14 protein-coding genes and 1 pseudogene are annotated in these 19,270 nt (G+C 35.7%); 10 read left to right on the top strand and 5 right to left on the bottom strand.

What is annotated here, in order from left to right; all coding sequences use genetic code 11:
- Positions 1–461: 461 nt before the first annotated feature.
- The 4 genes from ACHRV5_RS04245 to ACHRV5_RS04230 all read left to right on the top strand — a co-directional run bounded on the left by ACHRV5_RS04245 (position 462) and on the right by ACHRV5_RS04230 (position 8,167).
- Positions 462–3,545, top strand: coding sequence for a SusC/RagA family TonB-linked outer membrane protein (locus ACHRV5_RS04245; RefSeq protein WP_395425892.1), 3,084 nt, complete (start codon positions 462–464; stop codon positions 3,543–3,545).
- Between the two features lie 11 nt (positions 3,546–3,556).
- The gene (locus tag ACHRV5_RS04240) at positions 3,557–5,254 is read left to right on the top strand and encodes a RagB/SusD family nutrient uptake outer membrane protein (RefSeq protein ID WP_395425891.1); all 1,698 of its coding nucleotides are present in this window, start codon (positions 3,557–3,559) and stop codon (positions 5,252–5,254) included.
- 109 nt (positions 5,255–5,363) lie between these two features.
- On the top strand, positions 5,364–6,704 hold the full coding sequence (locus tag ACHRV5_RS04235) for a DUF3472 domain-containing protein (RefSeq protein WP_395425890.1): 1,341 nt from the start codon (positions 5,364–5,366) through the stop codon (positions 6,702–6,704).
- Positions 6,705–6,787: 83 nt separating this feature from the next.
- The gene (locus ACHRV5_RS04230) at positions 6,788–8,167 is read left to right on the top strand and encodes a Gfo/Idh/MocA family protein (RefSeq protein ID WP_047775715.1); all 1,380 of its coding nucleotides are present in this window, start codon (positions 6,788–6,790) and stop codon (positions 8,165–8,167) included.
- Between the two features lie 309 nt (positions 8,168–8,476).
- On the opposite strand, the pseudogene ACHRV5_RS04225 reads toward ACHRV5_RS04230, so the two are convergent.
- From ACHRV5_RS04225 to ACHRV5_RS04205, 5 genes and pseudogenes are all read right to left on the bottom strand, one after another.
- Positions 8,477–8,595: pseudogene (locus tag ACHRV5_RS04225) on the bottom strand (XRE family transcriptional regulator); the annotation flags it as partial.
- Positions 8,596–8,744: 149 nt separating this feature from the next.
- On the bottom strand, positions 8,745–9,146 hold the full coding sequence (locus tag ACHRV5_RS04220) for an OsmC family protein (RefSeq protein WP_047775713.1): 402 nt from the start codon (positions 9,144–9,146) through the stop codon (positions 8,745–8,747).
- Positions 9,146–11,248, bottom strand: coding sequence for a LysM peptidoglycan-binding domain-containing protein (locus tag ACHRV5_RS04215; RefSeq protein ID WP_395425889.1), 2,103 nt, complete (start codon positions 11,246–11,248; stop codon positions 9,146–9,148). Before ACHRV5_RS04215 ends, ACHRV5_RS04220 begins: the two co-directional genes overlap by 1 nt.
- A gap of 264 nt (positions 11,249–11,512) precedes the next feature.
- Positions 11,513–13,042, bottom strand: coding sequence for a glutamine-hydrolyzing GMP synthase (gene guaA / locus ACHRV5_RS04210; RefSeq protein WP_047775709.1), 1,530 nt, complete (start codon positions 13,040–13,042; stop codon positions 11,513–11,515).
- A gap of 181 nt (positions 13,043–13,223) precedes the next feature.
- Entirely contained in the window at positions 13,224–13,964 is a 741-nt protein-coding gene (locus ACHRV5_RS04205) for a hypothetical protein (RefSeq protein ID WP_395425888.1), read from the bottom strand.
- A gap of 303 nt (positions 13,965–14,267) precedes the next feature.
- Between ACHRV5_RS04205 and ACHRV5_RS04200 the strand changes: the two genes are divergently transcribed.
- The 6 genes from ACHRV5_RS04200 to gldI all read left to right on the top strand — a co-directional run bounded on the left by ACHRV5_RS04200 (position 14,268) and on the right by gldI (position 19,258).
- Positions 14,268–15,185, top strand: a complete 918-nt coding sequence (locus ACHRV5_RS04200) for a DnaJ C-terminal domain-containing protein (RefSeq protein ID WP_395425887.1) — start codon at positions 14,268–14,270, stop codon at positions 15,183–15,185.
- Complete coding sequence (locus ACHRV5_RS04195) at positions 15,175–15,480, top strand: chaperone modulator CbpM (RefSeq protein ID WP_395425886.1); 306 nt, start codon at positions 15,175–15,177, stop codon at positions 15,478–15,480. Before ACHRV5_RS04200 ends, ACHRV5_RS04195 begins: the two co-directional genes overlap by 11 nt.
- A gap of 166 nt (positions 15,481–15,646) precedes the next feature.
- Positions 15,647–16,030, top strand: coding sequence for a RidA family protein (locus ACHRV5_RS04190; RefSeq protein WP_047775703.1), 384 nt, complete (start codon positions 15,647–15,649; stop codon positions 16,028–16,030).
- A 164-nt stretch (positions 16,031–16,194) separates the two neighbouring features.
- Positions 16,195–17,430: a voltage-gated chloride channel family protein gene (locus ACHRV5_RS04185; RefSeq protein WP_395425885.1), complete on the top strand. Its 1,236-nt coding sequence runs from the start codon at positions 16,195–16,197 to the stop codon at positions 17,428–17,430.
- Positions 17,431–17,605: 175 nt separating this feature from the next.
- Positions 17,606–18,610 carry a bifunctional oligoribonuclease/PAP phosphatase NrnA gene (locus ACHRV5_RS04180; RefSeq protein WP_230001223.1) on the top strand — a complete coding sequence of 335 codons (1,005 nt, stop codon included), beginning with the start codon at positions 17,606–17,608 and terminating at the stop codon, positions 18,608–18,610.
- A gap of 6 nt (positions 18,611–18,616) precedes the next feature.
- A complete protein-coding gene (gene gldI / locus ACHRV5_RS04175) occupies positions 18,617–19,258 on the top strand; it encodes a gliding motility-associated peptidyl-prolyl isomerase GldI (RefSeq protein WP_395425884.1) in 642 nt (213 codons plus the stop codon).
- Positions 19,259–19,270 lie beyond the last annotated feature (12 nt).

Here is a 19,270-nt window from a genome sequence, read left to right as displayed (position 1 = left end):
GAATCTCACTTTGCGAACGAATAATCAATTTATTGGCAATATAAATATCAAAAAATTAATATATTCTTATTTAATAAAATCAAATAACGATTATTCACTAAAAACAAAATATTCAGCTTAAGATTCCTGTTAAATAAAAGAACTCTGTCTTTTGTATTATATTTTGAAAAATTGTCATCTTTTTATGTCAAAAAAAGCATTTATTGCATTTTCATGTGCTCGAGAACACGAATTTTGTGTGTTCGAGCACATTTTTCACATTTTTTCTTGTTTAATAAAAATATAATCGATAGTTTCGTCGAATAATTAAAATTTAGTGGTCTTTTTTCAGTTCAATTTCACTCTTTTTTTTGTGAATTAAAACGATCCTAAAGACCTTATTAAAAACTAAATTTTGACTGTAAAAAAGAAAAACCTACTAAACAAAAGATTCAATTTATTAATCAAAACCAAACCAGAGTATGAAAAAAGTATTTGCAAAAAAACCTGGAAATTCAGGTCTGCATAGTGTACTTGAAAAAAGCTTAAAAGCGACTTTAGTTTCACTTTTGTCATTAAGCTTTCAGACAGCCGATGCTGCTGCTCCTGCTAATGAAAAAGCTTTGAACAAAATCAGTTTATTAGCATTCCAAAAAATAGTAAAAGGAAAAGTTGTAGACGAAAAAGGGGTTCCAATCCCAGGCGTAAATGTTATTATAAAAGGATCCAAAACAGGTGTTCAGACTGATATGGACGGTAGTTTTGCTATAGATGTGCCAAATGCTTCTACAATATTAGTATTCTCTTTTCTGGGAATGCAAGAAATAGAAGCCCCTGCAGGAAACGGTGGTCTAAAAATAACTATGAAAGAAGCCGGACAACAAATGGACGAAGTAGTTGTTGTTGGATACAGCAAAATTAAGAAAGAGAGTTTAACCGGGTCCTTACAGACTTTAAATAGTAAAAAACTACTTGACGTTACCACTCCTTCTGTCGAAAATCTTTTGGCAGGAAAAGCAAGTGGTGTTTTTGTAAGTACCAGCGGTGGTCAACCCGGAGGTGCATCAAAAGTGGTAATTAGAGGACGCAGTACTGTAAATGGTAGTACAGACCCACTTTGGGTTGTTGATGGTGTTATTGTTGGAAACAGTTCCCCTCCGATGAATCCTTCAGATATTGAGAGCTTAACCGTTCTTAAAGATGCTGCCTCTACAGCAGTTTATGGTTCTCAGGGTGCTAATGGTGTAATTGTAGTTACCACAAAAAGCGGTAAAGGTGGTAAAGCAACTATAAATTTCTCTGCTAAAACCTCTTTGGCTACATTAGATTCAGGGAATTTTAAAATCATGAATGGAGCTGAATTATACGATCTTTACAATTCTTTCCCAAACAAGCAGATTTTTCAAAATGCTTCATGGTGGACACCTGAATTAAAAAACAAAAACTATGATTGGTGGGACAATGCCACCAAAACGGGTCTTGCAGAAGATTATAACTTGTCTATTAGCGGTGGAGGAGAAAACTTTAAAAGTTATGTTTCGCTGGGTCTTTATGACGAATCAGGAGCTGTAAAAGGTTATGATTACAAAAGATATAATGGTCTGTTGAAATTTGAATACAAACCAAACAGCTGGTTGACCATCAGGCCTCAGGTAAATTTAACCCGACAAACAAGTTACGACCAACAGCACTCTGTTAGTGACATGTATCGCAACCTCCCATGGGACAGTCCTTACTTACCGGACGGGACCTTAGTAGGAAATGCTCCTAACCCAACGTGGGTAAATACTACAGGATCAAACTATTTGTATGATTTACAATGGAATTTTTCTGAATCTGAAGAATACAACGTACGTTCCAATCTTGATTTTGACGTTAGACTTACTAAATGGTTGACTTTTGCCTCAGTAAACAATTATATTTTTGGCAACTCTAATTTCTCTTCTTATGAGGATCCGAGATCATCTTCTGCTTTATCAGTAAAAGGTAGAGTTAGTAACTACTACAGCACTTTTAACAGATTATATACCAATCAATTATTAAAATTCAACACCTCATTTGATAAACATCAGATAAACGCTATTGCGGGTTATGAGTGGAATGAATACAGTTCTAAATTTAGTAATGCTATTGCAACAGGAATCCCTCCCGGAATTATCGTAGCAGACCCTGCCGCTATCCCGGAAAAAGTAGATGGAAACCGTTCTGAATGGGCTGTACAATCGCTACTGTCTAATATAAACTATTCTTATGACAATAGGTATTTAGCACAATTCTCTTTCCGTCGTGATGGAGCATCTAATTTTGGAAAAAATGCACAATATGGTAATTTCTTCTCTATCAGTGGTGGATGGAACATTCATAATGAAGCTTTCTTTAAAGCCAAATGGGTTAACACCTTAAAATTAAGAGCCAGTTATGGTTCAGTAGGAAATCGTCCAAACAGTCTTTACGGACACTTGCCACTGTATTCTTTCTCTGAAAGCTACAATACAAATCCGGGAGCTTTGATTTCTCAAATAGCAAATCCTGATTTAAGCTGGGAAAAAACATATACAGCCGGTGTAGGTTTGGATGTAAGCTTGTTCAATAGAGTAAACCTTACTTTTGATTATTATGATAAAAATACTTCCGATTTGTTGTATGCAGTTCCGCTTCCGGGTGTGATCGGTGTAACCAGTATCTGGAGAAATGTTGGAGCAGTAAACAACAGAGGTTTCGAAGCTTCTATTAGTGTAGATATCATTAAAAACGAAAACCTGAAATGGACTGTTGATGCTAATATTGGTACAAATAAAAACAAAGTAACAAAACTTTACGGTGATCGCCAGGAAATTATTGCTGGAGACGGTAGTGGTGTTGCAGGTTCTGCTAATAAACTATTAAAACCGGGTAAAGATGTAGACAGCTGGTTCTTAACCGAATGGGCAGGTGTTGATCCTGAAAACGGAAAACCACAGTGGTATACAACAAACGCTAGTGGAGAACGTGTAAAAACTTATAATTACGCAGACGCTTCAAAAAACAGAAAAACAATCGGTTCTTATACGCCTGATTTCTTTGGAGGATTTTCGACTACTTTGAATTATAAAAACTTTGATTTTTCAGCCATCTTCAGTTATTCTGTTGGAGGACAAATTTACAACTATGCCAGATCGGAATTTGACTCAGATGGAGCTTATACAGATAGAAATCAAATGAATCTGCACAGTGGATGGAGCCGTTGGGAAAAACCAGGCGACATCGCTACACACCCACAGGCAATTTATGACAATACCAGTCAATCAAACAAAGCATCCTCCCGTTTTCTGGAAACTGGTACTTATCTAAAAATGAGAAGTGTTTCAATTGGCTATAATTTACCACTAAAAAGTATAAATATTAATAGCCTAAGGTTATTTATAGCGGGAGAAAATTTATTTACAATCTCTCATTTTTCAGGGGTAACTCCGGAACTTTCACCAAATTACAATAGTGCAACCGGTCAATATGTAATCTCAGGTACTGCTACACAAATTTACCCTCAAACGCGTAGAATTACACTTGGACTTAACCTAACACTTTAAAAAACAAAATCATGAAAAAGATATTAATATTAGGTGTCGCGATTAGTTTTCTATCCTCATGTGAGTTAGACAGAGAGCCATTTGCATCCTATACACAAGAAAAAATACAACAAGATAAAGAGGCTTCTATCGAAGTTTTATTAAACGGATGTTATGCACAGCTAAAAGGCTGGTCAGATGTTATGCACCGTGTGGGAGAATATCCCGGAGATAACATCATGATTAGAGGAACTTCGACAGATTCTTTTTACTCTTTTATCTCCTACCAGCATATTCCTGACAATGGCAGATTATCTACTTTCTGGAATAATGGTTATAAAATCATCTCGCAATCCAGTGATTTGATTAAACTGATTTCAGAAGGTGAAAGCCCTGCTGTTGATCAACAATTGGGAGAAGCTTATTATCTGAGAGGTATGATTTATTTCTACTTAGCTCGTACTTACGGAAGGCCTTATGCACAATCTCCTGATTCTAATTTAGGTGTGCCTATTGTAAATGGTTTGCCAGATGATTTAATCAACCTGAAATTACCGGATCGTTCAACAATAAAAACAACCTACGATCAAGCGATCAATGACTTGAAAAAAGCTGAAGCGTTAATGACGGTAAGCAAAACTGCAAGTTACGCAACCAAACAAGCTGCGCAGGCTATGTTATCACGAGTGTATTTGTATATGAGCGGAACGTATGAAACTCCAAATCAAGAGTATGCAACGCTTGCTATAGATTATGCACAAAAGGTTATTACCAGCGGAAAATACAGTTTACTAAGTCGTGCAAACTTTATGAAGTACAACACTTATGCACCGGATTCAGCCGAACAAACTGAAACTATCTTTGCTGTAAAAAGAGTTGCTACAGAATATTCCGGATTTGATCATTATTACGGAATTGGCGGAATGTATGCTAATCTTCAAGGACAAGGATGGGGAGAAATGTACGCGAGTGGAGAATATCTTGATTTGTTGCGTAAAGCCGGATTAAAGAAAGATGCACGTTGGGCCTTTATCGATCCGCAATACACCAAAGACGCTAGTGGGAATAAAACAGACGCATTCCGTTTTATTGTTGATGTTAAGGATGCCAGCGGTACTCAAACCGGATACAATTATATCCAGCAACCTTTAAAAACAAAAGCAGACGGGTCATACTATATCACCATTTCAAATGCAGATTACAATCTTACCGAAGTAAATGTTGCAGAAAACCAATATGCTATCTCTTATCAAGGTAAAACGTACACAGGTGAAAAAGATTTTATGATGTTATTAAATCGTGTATATCCAATGTTCTACATTACAAAATGTTCGCTACAGGATAATGATTCACACCTGCACTCGCCTATTATTTCGAGATTAGCAGAAATGTATCTGAACATGGCTGAGGCTTATGCTAAAAAAGGAGATTACAATAATGCATTGACAAACCTTAACATCATTAGAGAAAGAGCCATTGTTGGTGGGGGTTATACTTCTTTAAACAGTACAAATGCCGTACAAAGAATTGATGAAGAGCGTCAGTTAGAATTGGCTTTTGAAGCTCATCGTGGGTATGATGTTTACAGAAACGGACAAACCATGACACGTCGTTATCCTGGTCCACATTTGCCAATGATAGACGTTCCGGCTTCCAGCCCACGTGTAGTACAATATATTCCACAATCAGAAATAAATGCATATCCGGGGACTTTAACCCAGAATCCGTAATCATTTTAAATATTTGTTTTTTGTTTGTTTATTACCTCTCTAATTAAAAAGGATTAGAGAGGTTGTTTTAAAAATAGTTGAATAAATTCTAATCCAATAACCTCAAATTATGAAAAATATATTTTACTTGTTTTTTGCAGCTTCTTTAGTATCATTTTCATGCGCCAGCAATAATAATGATGATACCCAGCAGGATACACCTCCGAAAAATGAAACAATTCAAAACCCAAAAACAACAATTTCTCTGCCACTCGGAGGAAATGCCTATAGTTCTAAACATTTAGACGGAAACAATACGATTACAGACAATGGAATAGAAAACTGGACTGATTCCAACGAATTTTTTACTGCTTATTTTAAAATTTCGACTCCCGGAACATTTCAAATTACTGTTGAAGAATCTGTTGAAGTGAATGGGAAATCAGAAGTAGAATTTTCGATAAACAACGAGTCTAAAAAAGTAAATTTTACTACCACAAAAAAAGCAGTTATCGCGGGAACCTGGACGATTAAACAAGCCGGTTATGTAGCTGTTAAAATAAAAGGAATCAGCAAAACAGGCGATCGTTTTCCGTCTATTAGTCGTTTAACGATTGCCAGTGCTGATTATGATAGTAAAATAGCCTATGTCCCTAATAACGAAGGCGACTTTTATCACTGGGGAAGACGTGGTCCATCTGTTCACTTAAATTATCAAGTACAGGAAAGCATCAATGCCGAATGGTATTACAACGAGTTGACAATTCCAGAAAACGAAGACAAAATCGGTTCTTATTTTATGGCAAATGGTTTTGGCGAAGGTTATTTTGGAATTCAGGTAAACTCATCGACAGAAAGAAGAGTTTTATTCTCTGTATGGAGTCCGTTTACTACTGATGATCCAAACAGTATTCCTGATTCTCATAAAATTAAAATGTTGAAAAAAGGAGAAAACGTATATACGGGAGAATTCGGAAATGAAGGTTCAGGCGGACAGAGTTACCTAAAATACAACTGGAAAGCAGGTACAACCTACAAGTTTTTACTACGCGGACTTCCAGCCGGAAATAATACCACTACGTACACTGCTTATTTCTTCGCTCCTGAAGTAAACAAATGGTTGTTAATTGCGAGTTTTAATCGTCCTGAAACCAATACTTATTTAAAAAGATTTCATTCTTTCTTAGAAAATTTCGTTCCGGAACAAGGAGATTTCTCGCGTAAAGTGTTATTCAACAATCAATGGATTTGCGATGATAAAGGTGCTTGGTCAGAAATTAATACTGCTCGATTCACAAACGACAATACGGGTGCAAAAGAATACCGAATGGATTTTGCCGGTGGTGCAGAAAATGGTTCTTTTTTCTTGAAAAATGGTGGTTTCTTTAATGATTTTACAACTCCAAAAACTACATTTACAAGACCATTAACGAATAAAAAACCGGAAATAAATTTCACTACTTTACCGTAGATAATCTTTAATAAAAACAAAACTACTTATATTATCGATAATCGATCTAGTAGATTATCAAATCATTTAAAATCAAATTAATTATGAAAACTAGTAATTTAAAATTCATTTTAACCGTTTGCATTTTGTTTTGTGGAGCAATTGTATCGGCGCAAATGATCAAAACCAAAACCCCGTCACGTGCAAAAGGTCAAACTGACGTTTTACGTTTGGCAGCAACACCACTACCAACCGTACGTGTTGCCTTTATAGGTCTTGGAATGCGCGGCCCCGGAGCAGTAGAACGCATGACTCATATACCCGGTGTTGAAATTGTCGCTTTATGTGATATGACACAGGAAAATACTTCTAAAGCAAACGAAATCTTAACCAAACAAGGACTTGCAAAAGCACAGGAATTTTATGGCGACGAAAATGCATGGAAAAAAGTTACAGCATTACCAAATGTAGATTTAGTATACATCGCAACAGACTGGAAACATCACGCTATGATTGGTGTTCAGGCTATGAAAGATGGTAAACACGTTGCAATAGAAGTTCCTGGAGCAATGACAATGAAAGAAATCTGGGAACTGATCGATACTTCTGAAAAAACACGTAAACACTGTATGCAGCTTGAAAACTGTGTGTATGATTTCTTCGAACTTACGACATTAAACATGGCCCAACAAGGTTTATTTGGAGAAATTCTTCATGCAGAAGGATCTTATATTCATGGTTTACAACCTTTCTGGGGTGAGTATTGGAACAACTGGAGAATGGATTACAATATCAAACATCGTGGTGATATTTATGCTACTCATGGTATGGGACCGGCTTGTCAGGCACTTAATATTCACCGTGGTGATAAAATGAATTTCTTAGTTTCTATGGATACGAAAGCTGTTGGAAACCCAGCTTACATCAAAGAAAAATCCGGAAAAGAAATTAAAGATTTCAGAAATGGAGATCATACAATGACGATGATTCGTACTGAAAACGGAAAAACTATTCAAATTCAACACGATGTTACTTCTCCTCGTCCATACAGCAGAATGTATCAATTGAGCGGAACTAAAGGTTTTGCTAATAAATATCCAATGGAAGGTTATGCTTTAGACGGTAAAGAATTAGGGGATGACGTAAAACCAAATCACGAAAAATTAAGCGCTCACTCTTTTGTTCCTGCAGAAGTTAAAAAAGCGTTGATGGAAAAATACAAACACCCAATTGTAAAAGATATCGAAGAGCAAGCTAAAAAAGTAGGCGGTCACGGCGGAATGGATTTCGTAATGGACTACCGATTGATTTACTGTCTTCAAAAAGGATTGCCATTAGATATGGACGTTTACGATTTAGCAGAATGGTCTTGCTTAGGTCCGTTAACAGAAATTTCACTTGACAACAATTCAGCTCCTGTAGAAATTCCTGATTTCACACGTGGGGGTTGGAACAAACTACAAAAATTAGAGTTTTCAAATTAAATATTTCTTGGTTAGTTAGTGAGAAAGGGCATCTTAAATTTATTAGATGCCCTTTTTTCAATTTTAATATTTATTATTGTTGCGCTTATTTAACCGCTAAAGGCGCAGAGAAAAAACGTAAGCTCCCCAAAACTTAGTTATGGCTTTGTGAACTTTGTGAAAAAAAAACTTAACGTGAGGTTAGACTTCACAAAGCATGCAAAGGGCACTATTAAAAGAGTTTAAAAAAAATATGCACGCAGATTCGGCGGATTTTAACGGAAGATCACAGAAAAAATCTGCCAAATCTGCCAAATCTGCGTGCAAATCTTATTTCCCTTCAATCAATTTCCCCAACTTTGCCATCATCTCATCTTTTTCCCTCAACATACTTTATAGAGAGCGATCTTTTCATCGTGAAGCTGAATGATCTTTTCGATTGGATAAAAAGTGTAATTTTCGTTTTTCTAATCTGATAACCGAGTTATATCGAACCTCTATAGTATAAGAAAAAAAGCCGTTTTGGGCTTATTAATAAAAAAAGAGGCTGCTACACTAGTGCAACAACCTCTTTTCCTTTATTTTAAAACACAAATTACTACTTCCAATTAAAAGTAATTCGTTTTTCAATCTCACTGTTTAAACTCAAAAACACCGGACAGGTCATGGCAGCACGCTCTAAGATTGTTTTGCTTTTTTCGTCTGTCGTACCTTTCATTTCAAAAACAATTTCGATTGCTCCGATACGTCTTGGTTCAGCGTTCATTATTTTAGTTACTTCGGCTGTAGAATCGTTGATATTGATTTCCATATCACGAGCTTTGATTCCCATAATTGTCATCATACAACTTGCTAAAGCGTTTGCTACGGTGTCTGTTGGAGAAAACGCTTCTCCTTTTCCGTTATTATCTATTGGTGCATCCGAAATGATTTCGCTTCCGGATTGCACGTGGATTGATTTTGTTCTTAAATCCCCTAAGTAGGTTACTTTTGATGTCATTAATTGGCTACTTTTAAAGTTAAATCTGAATCGTAATATAAAATGTAAACACCTTTGTTTGCGTGTCCGCCATCTTCTTTTTTGTAATATTGAAATTTATTGTCCGCTTGTTCAGTCGTCATTAAATCTGCTGTTTCCTGATAGGTTTTACCCTGAACCAAACGCATCATAGTATCAAAAGTTACATCGAAACCACGAGTCGCATACGTATTTGGATTTATTTTGTTTTTCAATCGATATTCTTTTTTAAAGATTGAAACACCGGATTCATCACTTTCACGGGTTACTGACGGATACATTAATTTTAACTTCACTAAATTTTCAAAACTAATTTCGTCTGTATCTAAAGTGCTGTTTGGTTCTAAAATCACCAATTGCACCTGACAAGTTTTTTGCGCATCAATCAATGCTTTAATTGTTGCTTTCACCATAGCGGTATTAGCCGTTTCCATTACCACATAATTCATTCGGTTAGGCAATAACAAGCTTTTTAAGTTTGCTGCATCTAAACCTCCGGTCTCTGTTAAAGCAGCAAAAACAACTCCTTTTTGATTTTGCTTAATATAGGTAACAACCGATTCTTTTTTCTTATCTACTACCGCAACAATGTTTCCGTTTTTAGCACGCATATAGTCAAAAACTGCATTTTTAACGACATCGTTTGTTGGAATTGACTGGTACAAATTATCAATTGGATTGGCCGCATCTTTTGATAGTGGTGAAATTACCGGTACATTGTATGAATGCAATGCATTAGCGGTACTTTCTGCATTACCTTGATAAAAAGGTCCTACCACTGCATCGGCATCCTGCAATTTATTCTGTGCAATTAAACTCAATACATTGGAAGTACTTTTTGTTTCTTGCGAATCGTAAATCGACACATCAATTGGTAATTTTAAGGTCTTCGCCGAGTCAATTGCCATCATCGCTCCTGAATAAAAATCAAGAGTCATGTTCAAAAATTTATCGCTTTTAATTCTATTTGTAGTACTTACGGTATCAGTCTGCATTTTTGCCAAATTAAAAGGCATTAATAAAACTAATTTTTTACGCTCACCTTGTCCTCTTTTTTTAGTCAACTCGACTATTTCAGGATTCGCAGAAGTCGTTTCCGATTTTACTTTTTCAACAATTTTTATTGCTCCTGAACCGGAATTATCAACTGGCTTTTCTACCGCTTTTTCAGTTGGTTGGTGCTGAACAATAATTGGAGTTGGTGCAAGGAATCCGGATGGTACTTTTAAAACCATTCCTTCTTTCACTCCTTCAGAAAGAGAAGGATTCAATTCTGTTAATTCTGCCTGAGTTAATTGAAATGTTCTTGACAAACTATAAAGTGTTTCTTTTGGTTTCACTTGATAATCCATATAAGTTGTGCCTTTTTTTGAAGACTCATCAACTTTTTTAGTCTCAACCGGTTTTGCAACTTTAGCAACAACCGGGGTAGCCACTTCTGTTTTTGGAGCGGTTCCTTTAATCGTTACTCGGTGTCCAACTTCTAAATTTGCTACAATATCCGGATTACGTTTCTCTAAATCTTCAACCGTTGTATTGTATTGTTTTGCAATAGAATATTTGGTCTCTTTTGGTACAACATCATGATATATGTATTTTTCAGGAGCTGGTGTTTTAGTGGCTTTAGGACTTACTGCGGCAGTAGTTTTAACTGCAGCTCCTTTTGATGGAATAGTAAGCGTCTGACCAATTTGCAAACCATTAGTCACTAAAAACGGATTAGCGGCTTTTAATGCTTCATCCGAAATACCATATTTTTTTTCGATGCCAAAAAGTGTTTCTTTAGGTTGTACTTCATGCACAATTGTTTTTCCTGATGTACTTGGCTTCGTTGAAGTTACTTCCGTTTTAGCAGGTGTTGATTTATCTCCTTTAGTCGGGATTAACAGTACGGTTTTAGGAGCTAAAGCTTTTCTGGCATCCGGATTTAACTGATAAATATCGTAAGGAGTTACCTTAAATTTTTGCGCAATCTGATTAATTGTTTCTCCGCTCGAAACTGTATATTTTACTACCTTTTCCTGAGAAAAAGCAGAACAGGTTACTAAAAAAACGAGAGACAATAATGTAAAATAATATTTCATAATGGGGCTTAAAACAATTTAATTTTTAATTCAAAAAACAAGATACTAATTTTTGCTTAAAGCAGGATTCGCACGGCTTGTTTTTTTTTTGATTATTGTCTTCAGTCCATTCCGATCTTAACAATAATCCTTTACTTATATAACTCCAGTTCTTCCTTTTTCTTGCATTTATTCGCATAAAAATTCATCCGTATTTTTGATATACGTACCGGAGTTAAGAAAATAAGGCGTTACAAATTGTAACGCCTTACTATAAAAATAATACTATTCCCACTCAATTGTTGCAGGTGGTTTAGAACTTATATCGTATACCACACGATTCACTCCTTTTACTTTATTGATGATATCATTTGATACTTTCATTAAGAAATCATAAGGTAAATGTACCCAGTCGGCAGTCATACCGTCGGTAGATTCTACGGCTCTAAGCGCTACTACTTTTTCGTAAGTACGCTCATCTCCCATTACACCAACACTATTTACAGGAAGCAGGATCGCTCCGGCTTGCCACACTTTGTCATATAATCCCCAAGATTTTAATCCATCGATGAAAACAGCGTCAACATCTTGTAAAATCTGAACTTTCTCAGGAGTGATATCTCCTAAAATTCTAATGGATAATCCTGGTCCCGGGAAAGGGTGTCTTCCCAATAATTCAGGATCTATTCCTAAAGTAGCTCCAACTCTTCTTACTTCATCTTTGAAAAGCATTCTAAGTGGTTCTACAATTTTCAATTTCATATAGTCCGGTAATCCACCAACATTGTGGTGTGATTTAATTGTAGCCGATGGTCCTTTTACAGAAACCGACTCAATCACGTCAGGGTAAATAGTTCCTTGAGCCAACCATTTTACGTCTTCGATTAAATGTGATTCATCATCAAAAACTTCAATGAATACACGACCAATTGTTTTACGTTTGGTTTCAGGATCACTGATTCCGGCTAATTCGCCAAGAAAACGATCTCCTGCATCTACTCCTTTTACATTCAATCCCATTCCTTTGTATTGATCTAATACATTTTGGAATTCGTTTTTACGAAGTAAACCGTTATTTACGAAAATACAGTACAAGTTTTTACCAATTGCCTGGTGTAATAAAACTGCCGCTACAGTAGAATCTACTCCTCCTGACAATCCTAAAACAACTTTATCATCACCTAATTTCTCTTTTAATTCTGCCACCATTTCTTCTACGAAAGCACCTGGCGTAAAGTTTTGAGGAACTTCGGCAATGTTAACTAAAAAGTTTTCTAACATTTTTGATCCATCAGTAGAGTGAAAAACCTCCGGATGGTATTGAATCGCGTAAGTTGTCTCGCCTTCAATTTTATAAGCTGCATATTCTACATCATGAGTACTTGCCAATTTTACTGCATTTGTCGGCAAAGCTTTGATACTATCGCTGTGACTCATCCAAACCTGGCTGTTTTCTGAAACGCCGTTAAAGAAAACTTCATTCTCCTTAATATAAGACAAATTAGCTCTACCGTATTCTCTGGTATTAGAAGCAGCTACTTCTCCACCACTAAAATGCGCTAAATATTGTGCTCCGTAACAAACTGCCAACATTGGAAGTTTACCTCGAATTTGAGACAAATCAGGATGTGGAGCATCTTCTGCACGAACAGAAAATGGGCTTCCTCCTAAAATTACAGCTTTATAAGGTGATAAATCACTTGGAAAGTGATTGTAAGGGAAAATTTCGCAGAATATATTTAATTCGCGAACTCTACGCGCAATAAGTTGAGTATATTGCGATCCGAAATCTAAAATAAGTACGTTGTGTTGCATGCGCAAAAATACTTTTTATATTCGAATTTGAAAAATCAGAACAATGAAAAAACTAATATTTTTTTCATTGTTCTGATTTTAGCTACAAAGATTCGAAGTTACAAAGGTTTAAAGGTCTTAAAAATTAAATAGTAAGTTGATTTTTCCTTTCATATCTTTGAAACTTTATGTCTTTTTGAAATTATTTCACAGATTTTATGAGAGCTTTTTTCTGTTTCACAATGACAAATTTTGCTTTAAATCCTGTATCCAGGTTATTCCAATAATCAGATAAGATCAGATTACCTTCGGCATCGTAGATTTCAAATCCACCCGTATTTCCTCCAAGGCTTCCGATATTAAGTGCTTCTAATTCGAAAGTATTAAAACCTTCATTAAAAGTTATTTTAAATTCCTGATAGTTGGACTCTAATACCATTCTCTGCACTATAACATTTTCATTAAAAACGGCCTTTATCATATCACCATCAATCGCCCCGGCATCACGACATTTTATTATAAAATAAGTAGAACTTGTATAAATATCACCAAATTCAAGGTTTTTTCTAACTAATGGTCCTCTGCCTTCTTTTAATCCCGCTTCTTTTACGGCCTTATCCAAATCCTTTTCCATTTTCCCAACATAACGATCTCCGGGATTGGCAAAATCAGTTTCGGTTGACATTGTAAAAGTACTTTTCTGCTCTCCTACTTGAAATTTAGACTTAGGTGTAATACTGGTATTATCAAAAACATTGGGTGTTTTTATACTTGGAATATCTAAGTTAGTCCCTGCAGGATTTTTGATTTCCGGAGACGGGATCTTTTTAGGTTTCGCACTAAATTTTGGAGCCGGAATCGACTTAAATTTTGTACTGAATTCAGTTTGGGCTGATACAGTTACAGCAGTAAAAAATAATATGAAAAATAGAATTTGCTTCATTGAAAAAGTATTATCGAATAGGCTTTTATAATTTTTATAAAATCAAGTGTAGCTTCACAAAAATAGCATAATTTAATTAGGCACTACAACTTTAAGACTTTTATAACAATATATTAGGCTAATTTTTGGAAACAAAAAACCTGCCAAAAAATCAAAAAACTAAATTTTTAATGCCACAAAAATATACCGATGCTATTTTACGTCTTAGTTAAATTCTTCTTTTAAAAAAATATATCATTTTGATAATTAACAACTTATTCCTAATTTCAATGTTTTAATCTACCTTTATTAAAAACTAGAAAAATGGATTATATCGACTACTATAAAACATTAGAAATTACAAAGTCTGCTACTGACGCCGAAATAAAAAAAGCCTATCGAAAAGCGGCTCGAAAGTACCACCCCGACTTGAATCCAAACGATAAAGAAGCGGAGAAAAAGTTCAAAGAAATCAACGAAGCTAATGAAGTCCTAAGTAATCCCGAAAACCGAAAAAAATACGACAAATACGGAAAAGACTGGAAGCATGCGGACGAATTTGAAAAGGCAGGTTACAATCCCAATCAACAACAGCAAACCAGGCAACAAAGCAGTTCTGATTATAACGACTTTTCAGGAGGTGATTTCTCAGGCAGTGATTTTTCTGATTTTTTCAATTCCATGTACGGTTCAACTGGCGGCAACAAAAGGCAATCCAAATACAGAGGCCAGGATTATAATGCCGAACTACAATTAGATTTAGATTCTGCTTACACCACCCACAAACAAAATCTGACGGTAAATGGTAAAAATATCCGGATTACGATTCCTGCAGGAGTAGAAAACGGTCAAATCATAAAAATTCCGGGACATGGCGGACCTGGAGCAAATGGAGGCCCCAGCGGTGATCTGTACATTACCTTCACCATAGAAAACAATTCTAATTTTAAACGCGAAGGCAATAATTTATACGCCGATGTTGCTCTCGATTTATACACCGCTATTTTAGGAGGTGAGATTTTCGTTAACACTTTTGACGGAAAAGTAAAAATAAAAGTTCCTGAAGAAACGCAGCCCGGAACAAAAGTCAAATTAAAAGGAAAAGGTTTTCCGGTCTACAAAAAAGAAGGTCAGTTTGGAGATTTATACATTACTTATACTTTAAAACTCCCCACAAAATTATCAAAAAAGGAAAAAGAATTATTTGAAGAATTATCTAAAATAAGCAATCATGAGCAGTAAAAACCTAATCCAAATCAAACAATTTTGCACGTATCACGAAATTGAATACACCTTTATAACCGAACTAAATAATTACGGATTGGTAGAAATTATTGTTCAGGAAGATGACGAATACCTGCACCTTAAACACCTGCCTGCCATAGAAAAAATGATCCGGTTGCATTATGATCTGAAAATTAATTTTGAAGGAATTGATGCCATAGCGCATTTATTAAGTAAGATTGAAACGTTACAACAAAACTTAACGATAACTCAAAATAAACTTCGCCTTTTCGAACACCAGCAAACCAAGTAGATCTTAAAAAACGATTTCTTAAAATATCACAAAAAAGCTTGATTTTGAAAGTGATTTCAAATAAAATTTGCGCTTTTCAGTTTCCTATTTTATAAATTGCAGCCTAATTAACTAACCGGGATTTGTTTTAAAAAAGGAATAAAACAATTCAATAAAATACTACCAAATGAAAAGAGAAAACATCTTAACAGGATCACCTTGGGAAGACAAAATGGGATATTGTCGCGCTGTACGCATTGGCAATATCATTGAAGTTTCAGGAACTGTGGCAATTGTTGATGGCGATAAAGTAAAAGCTGACGATGCGTATGCACAGACTTTTAACATCCTCGAACGTGTAGAAAAAGTACTGGAAGATTTGAATGTTGGAATGAAAGATGTAATCAGAACCCGTATTTTCACAACCGATATTACCACTTTTGAAGAGGTTGCCAGAGCGCATTCTTCTTTTTTCAAAGATGTAAAACCGACAACGGGTTTTTATGAAATCAGTAAATTGGTTGCTCCAGAATATTTAGTTGAAATTGAATTTACGGCTGTAGTTCAGTAACTTTTCTTTTTCCACGAATTACACGAATTGTGCTAATTAATTTTGCCACAGATTAAAATGATTAAAATGATTTTACAATCTGTGCGAATCTTTTTAATCTGTGGCAAAAAAAATAAATTCGTGTACATTTGTGAAATTCGTGTTTAAAAAAACTAAACCTACAAATGGCTCTACCTGATTCTAAAACTACACTCCTGACAGTCCTTAAATGGATTCTCATTTGTCTTTTAATAGGCTTTTTTTCAGGATCGGCTTCAGCATTTTTTTTAGTTTCGTTAGAATGGATTACACAATTTAGAATCCACCACAACTGGATCATCTGGTTTTTACCCATTGGTGGATTACTTGTTGGATTGAGTTACTATTACTGGGGAGAATCTGTTGTAAAAGGCAATAATCTATTGTTGGAAGAATACGAAACCCCAAAGAAAACCATTCCGTTCAAAATGGCTCCTTTGGTCCTTGCGGGAACCCTACTCACCCATTTATTTGGTGGTTCTGCCGGACGCGAAGGCACAGCAGTACAAATGGGAGGCGCTATTGCCGATCAGTTTACAAAACTTTTTAAACTAGAGCAATCTGAGCGAAAAATTCTGATTATTCTCGGGATCAGTGCGGGTTTTGCATCTGTTTTCGGAACACCTTTGGCGGGAGCAATTTTTGCTTTGGAAGTACTGTACTTTAGTAAAATCAACTTTAAAAGTATTATTCTATCCTTCTTAGTGGCTTACGCCGCTTATTTTACGGTTGAATTCTGGCAGGTCAAACACACGCATTACAGTATTCCCGATGTACCCGAAATCAATTTTACGAACTTATTTTATACCATTCTAATTAGCCTCTTATTTGGCATTGCAGCTTTGCTGTTCTCGAGAACTACTCATTTTTGGAGTTCTTTATTTTCAAAAAACATTAAATACCCACCATTGCGTCCGTTTGTTGGAGGAATCGTTTTGGCCATTGCCATTGCAGGTTTCGGATTTACCAAATTTGCTGGCTTAGGTGTACCTGTCATTGTGGATTCCTTTTCAAATGCAAATCCGTGGTATGACTTTTTACTCAAAATTCTATTTACGGGATTCACGTTAGGAGCTGGTTTTAAAGGCGGAGAAGTAACTCCGTTATTTTTTGTCGGAGCTACTTTAGGAAGCGCACTTTCTCTTGTCGTTCCTATGCCAATAGCCCTTTTGGCCGGAATGGGTTTTGTAGCCGTATTTTCGGGTGCCACCCACACTCCCATTGCCTGCACCATTATGGGAATGGAGTTATTTGGAATTCAACCCGGGCTATTTATTGCGATCGCCTGTACCATTGCTTATTTTTCTTCAGGCTCGGTAGGGATTTATAAATCGCAGATTGTCAAGGGTGCCAAATATAAGTTGTATCAGAAGTGGCTTTGATTTTTTTTTGTAGTTCAAGATTAAAATTGTGAATTATGAAATGTGAATTGAAAACTGAGACTGAGACTGAGACTGAGACCGAAAACTAAGAACTGAAACCACGGCTATAAACTGAAACCCAAGAATCTCTAAAATCTTTTCAGCATTACATTAAAAAAATGTAAATTCGCACACTATGAAAATACAAGATATTCAAGCGATACAATTGTTGCTCGCAACCCCAAAGAAAATCGCTATAATCCCGCATAGAGGTCCAGATGGTGATGCCATGGGGTCTACGTTGGGTTTATACCATTTTTTATTAAAAAACAATCATCAGCCAACGGTGATTGCACCTAATGATTTCCCTGATTTCTTAGCTTGGTTACCAGGTTCGGAAACCGTAAAAATATTTGAAAAAGACACCGAAAACTGTACTAAAATATTAGAAGAAGCAGAGATTGTATTTACACTCGATTTTAATGCTTTTCATCGTACGGGTGAAATGGAACACACTTTAGCCAAGCTAAAAGTTCCGTTTATTATGATCGATCATCATCAAAGACCTGATGATTATGCGACTTATATGTACTCTGATACTACTTTTGGTTCTACTTGTGAAATGGTTTACAATTTCATTTCCTTTTTAGATAAAAAAGAAGATCTAGACCAAACCATTGCTACCTGTATTTATACCGGAATTCTAACCGATTCAGGTTCTTTTCGCTTTCCTGGAACTACCGGAAATACACACCGTATTATAGCCGAATTAATTGATTTAGGTGTTGAAAACACGCAGATTCCAGTACTTTTATTTGATAATAGCTCGTACAGCCGTTTACAATTGTTAGGTCGTGCTTTGCAAAACATGAAAGTATTTGAAGAGCATAAAACCTCTTATACAACGCTTACACAGGACGAATTGGATTCTTTTAATTACATAAAAGGCGATACAGAAGGAATCGTTAATTATGGATTAAGCATCAAAGGAATTAATTTCACAGCTATTTTTATAGAAAATAGAGACGAAAAAATCATCAAAATATCATTTCGTTCGCAAGGAGGATTTGATGTAAATCAGTTTGCCAGAGATCATTTTAATGGTGGAGGTCACAGCAATGCCGCTGGTGGAAGATCTGATGTTTCTATGGAAGAGACGATCAAAAAATTTGAAGATTTAGTAACTAAACTAAAAATATAACCCTATATGAACTACTTAAAACTAAGCAGCTGTGCCCTACTTTTTGCCGTTTTATTGGTAGGCTGTAAACAACACGAAGAAGCCAGAAGACCTATTTCAAGAACTTCGGGTACTTTCATAAAAAAATCAGCTGATCGGAACAAAAAATTAGTTGCCAGTGAAGAAGATATCATCAAAAAAATAATCAAAAGTAATCCCAAAGTAAAGTATTTTGCTTCACAAAAAGGTTATTGGTATGCTTATGAGGAACAAAATCTGATTGATACGTTACGTCCAAAAAGAGGAGATATAGCTTATTATAATCTGGAAATAAAAGACATACAAGGTAAAATTATCTATCCCGAAGCTGAACTTGGCCCGCAAACGTATCATGTAGACAAACAAGAAATCATGATGGGATTGCGCGATGGAATTAAATTAATGCGCAAAAACGAAACTGTAAACTTCTTATTTCCATCACATATCGCCTATGGTTACCATGGAGACAATAAAAAAATAGGAACCAATCAATCCTTAATTTGTACCGTTACCCTTAAAAATTTCACACCTGAAGAAGCTCCAAAAGCAACGACACCGAGTACACAAACTCCAAAACCGGTCGCTCCAAAGCCAGTAGTTCAGACTAAAAAAGACACTTTAAACCCATAAAACAACATTTAA

Source organism: Flavobacterium sp. FlaQc-52, assembly GCF_044007495.1.
In the GTDB taxonomy this organism is placed as follows: domain Bacteria; phylum Bacteroidota; class Bacteroidia; order Flavobacteriales; family Flavobacteriaceae; genus Flavobacterium; species Flavobacterium cupriresistens.
This window is presented reverse-complemented; position numbering and strand designations above follow the sequence as displayed.

What these genes read in the sequence shown, in the direction of transcription:
- ACHRV5_RS04190 (WP_047775703.1), top strand. Translation starts at nt 15,647, where the DNA reads ATGAAAAGAGAAAACATCTTAACAGGATCACCTTGGGAAGACAAAATG.
- ACHRV5_RS04235 (WP_395425890.1), top strand. Translation starts at nt 5,364, where the DNA reads ATGAAAAATATATTTTACTTGTTTTTTGCAGCTTCTTTAGTATCATTT.
- ACHRV5_RS04205 (WP_395425888.1), bottom strand. Translation starts at nt 13,964, where the DNA reads ATGAAGCAAATTCTATTTTTCATATTATTTTTTACTGCTGTAACTGTA.
- ACHRV5_RS04195 (WP_395425886.1), top strand. Translation starts at nt 15,175, where the DNA reads ATGAGCAGTAAAAACCTAATCCAAATCAAACAATTTTGCACGTATCAC.
- ACHRV5_RS04215 (WP_395425889.1), bottom strand. Translation starts at nt 11,248, where the DNA reads ATGAAATATTATTTTACATTATTGTCTCTCGTTTTTTTAGTAACCTGT.
- ACHRV5_RS04230 (WP_047775715.1), top strand. Translation starts at nt 6,788, where the DNA reads ATGAAAACTAGTAATTTAAAATTCATTTTAACCGTTTGCATTTTGTTT.
- ACHRV5_RS04240 (WP_395425891.1), top strand. Translation starts at nt 3,557, where the DNA reads ATGAAAAAGATATTAATATTAGGTGTCGCGATTAGTTTTCTATCCTCA.
- ACHRV5_RS04220 (WP_047775713.1), bottom strand. Translation starts at nt 9,146, where the DNA reads ATGACATCAAAAGTAACCTACTTAGGGGATTTAAGAACAAAATCAATC.
- ACHRV5_RS04200 (WP_395425887.1), top strand. Translation starts at nt 14,268, where the DNA reads ATGGATTATATCGACTACTATAAAACATTAGAAATTACAAAGTCTGCT.
- ACHRV5_RS04180 (WP_230001223.1), top strand. Translation starts at nt 17,606, where the DNA reads ATGAAAATACAAGATATTCAAGCGATACAATTGTTGCTCGCAACCCCA.
- ACHRV5_RS04185 (WP_395425885.1), top strand. Translation starts at nt 16,195, where the DNA reads ATGGCTCTACCTGATTCTAAAACTACACTCCTGACAGTCCTTAAATGG.
- gldI (WP_395425884.1), top strand. Translation starts at nt 18,617, where the DNA reads ATGAACTACTTAAAACTAAGCAGCTGTGCCCTACTTTTTGCCGTTTTA.
- guaA (WP_047775709.1), bottom strand. Translation starts at nt 13,042, where the DNA reads ATGCAACACAACGTACTTATTTTAGATTTCGGATCGCAATATACTCAA.
- ACHRV5_RS04245 (WP_395425892.1), top strand. Translation starts at nt 462, where the DNA reads ATGAAAAAAGTATTTGCAAAAAAACCTGGAAATTCAGGTCTGCATAGT.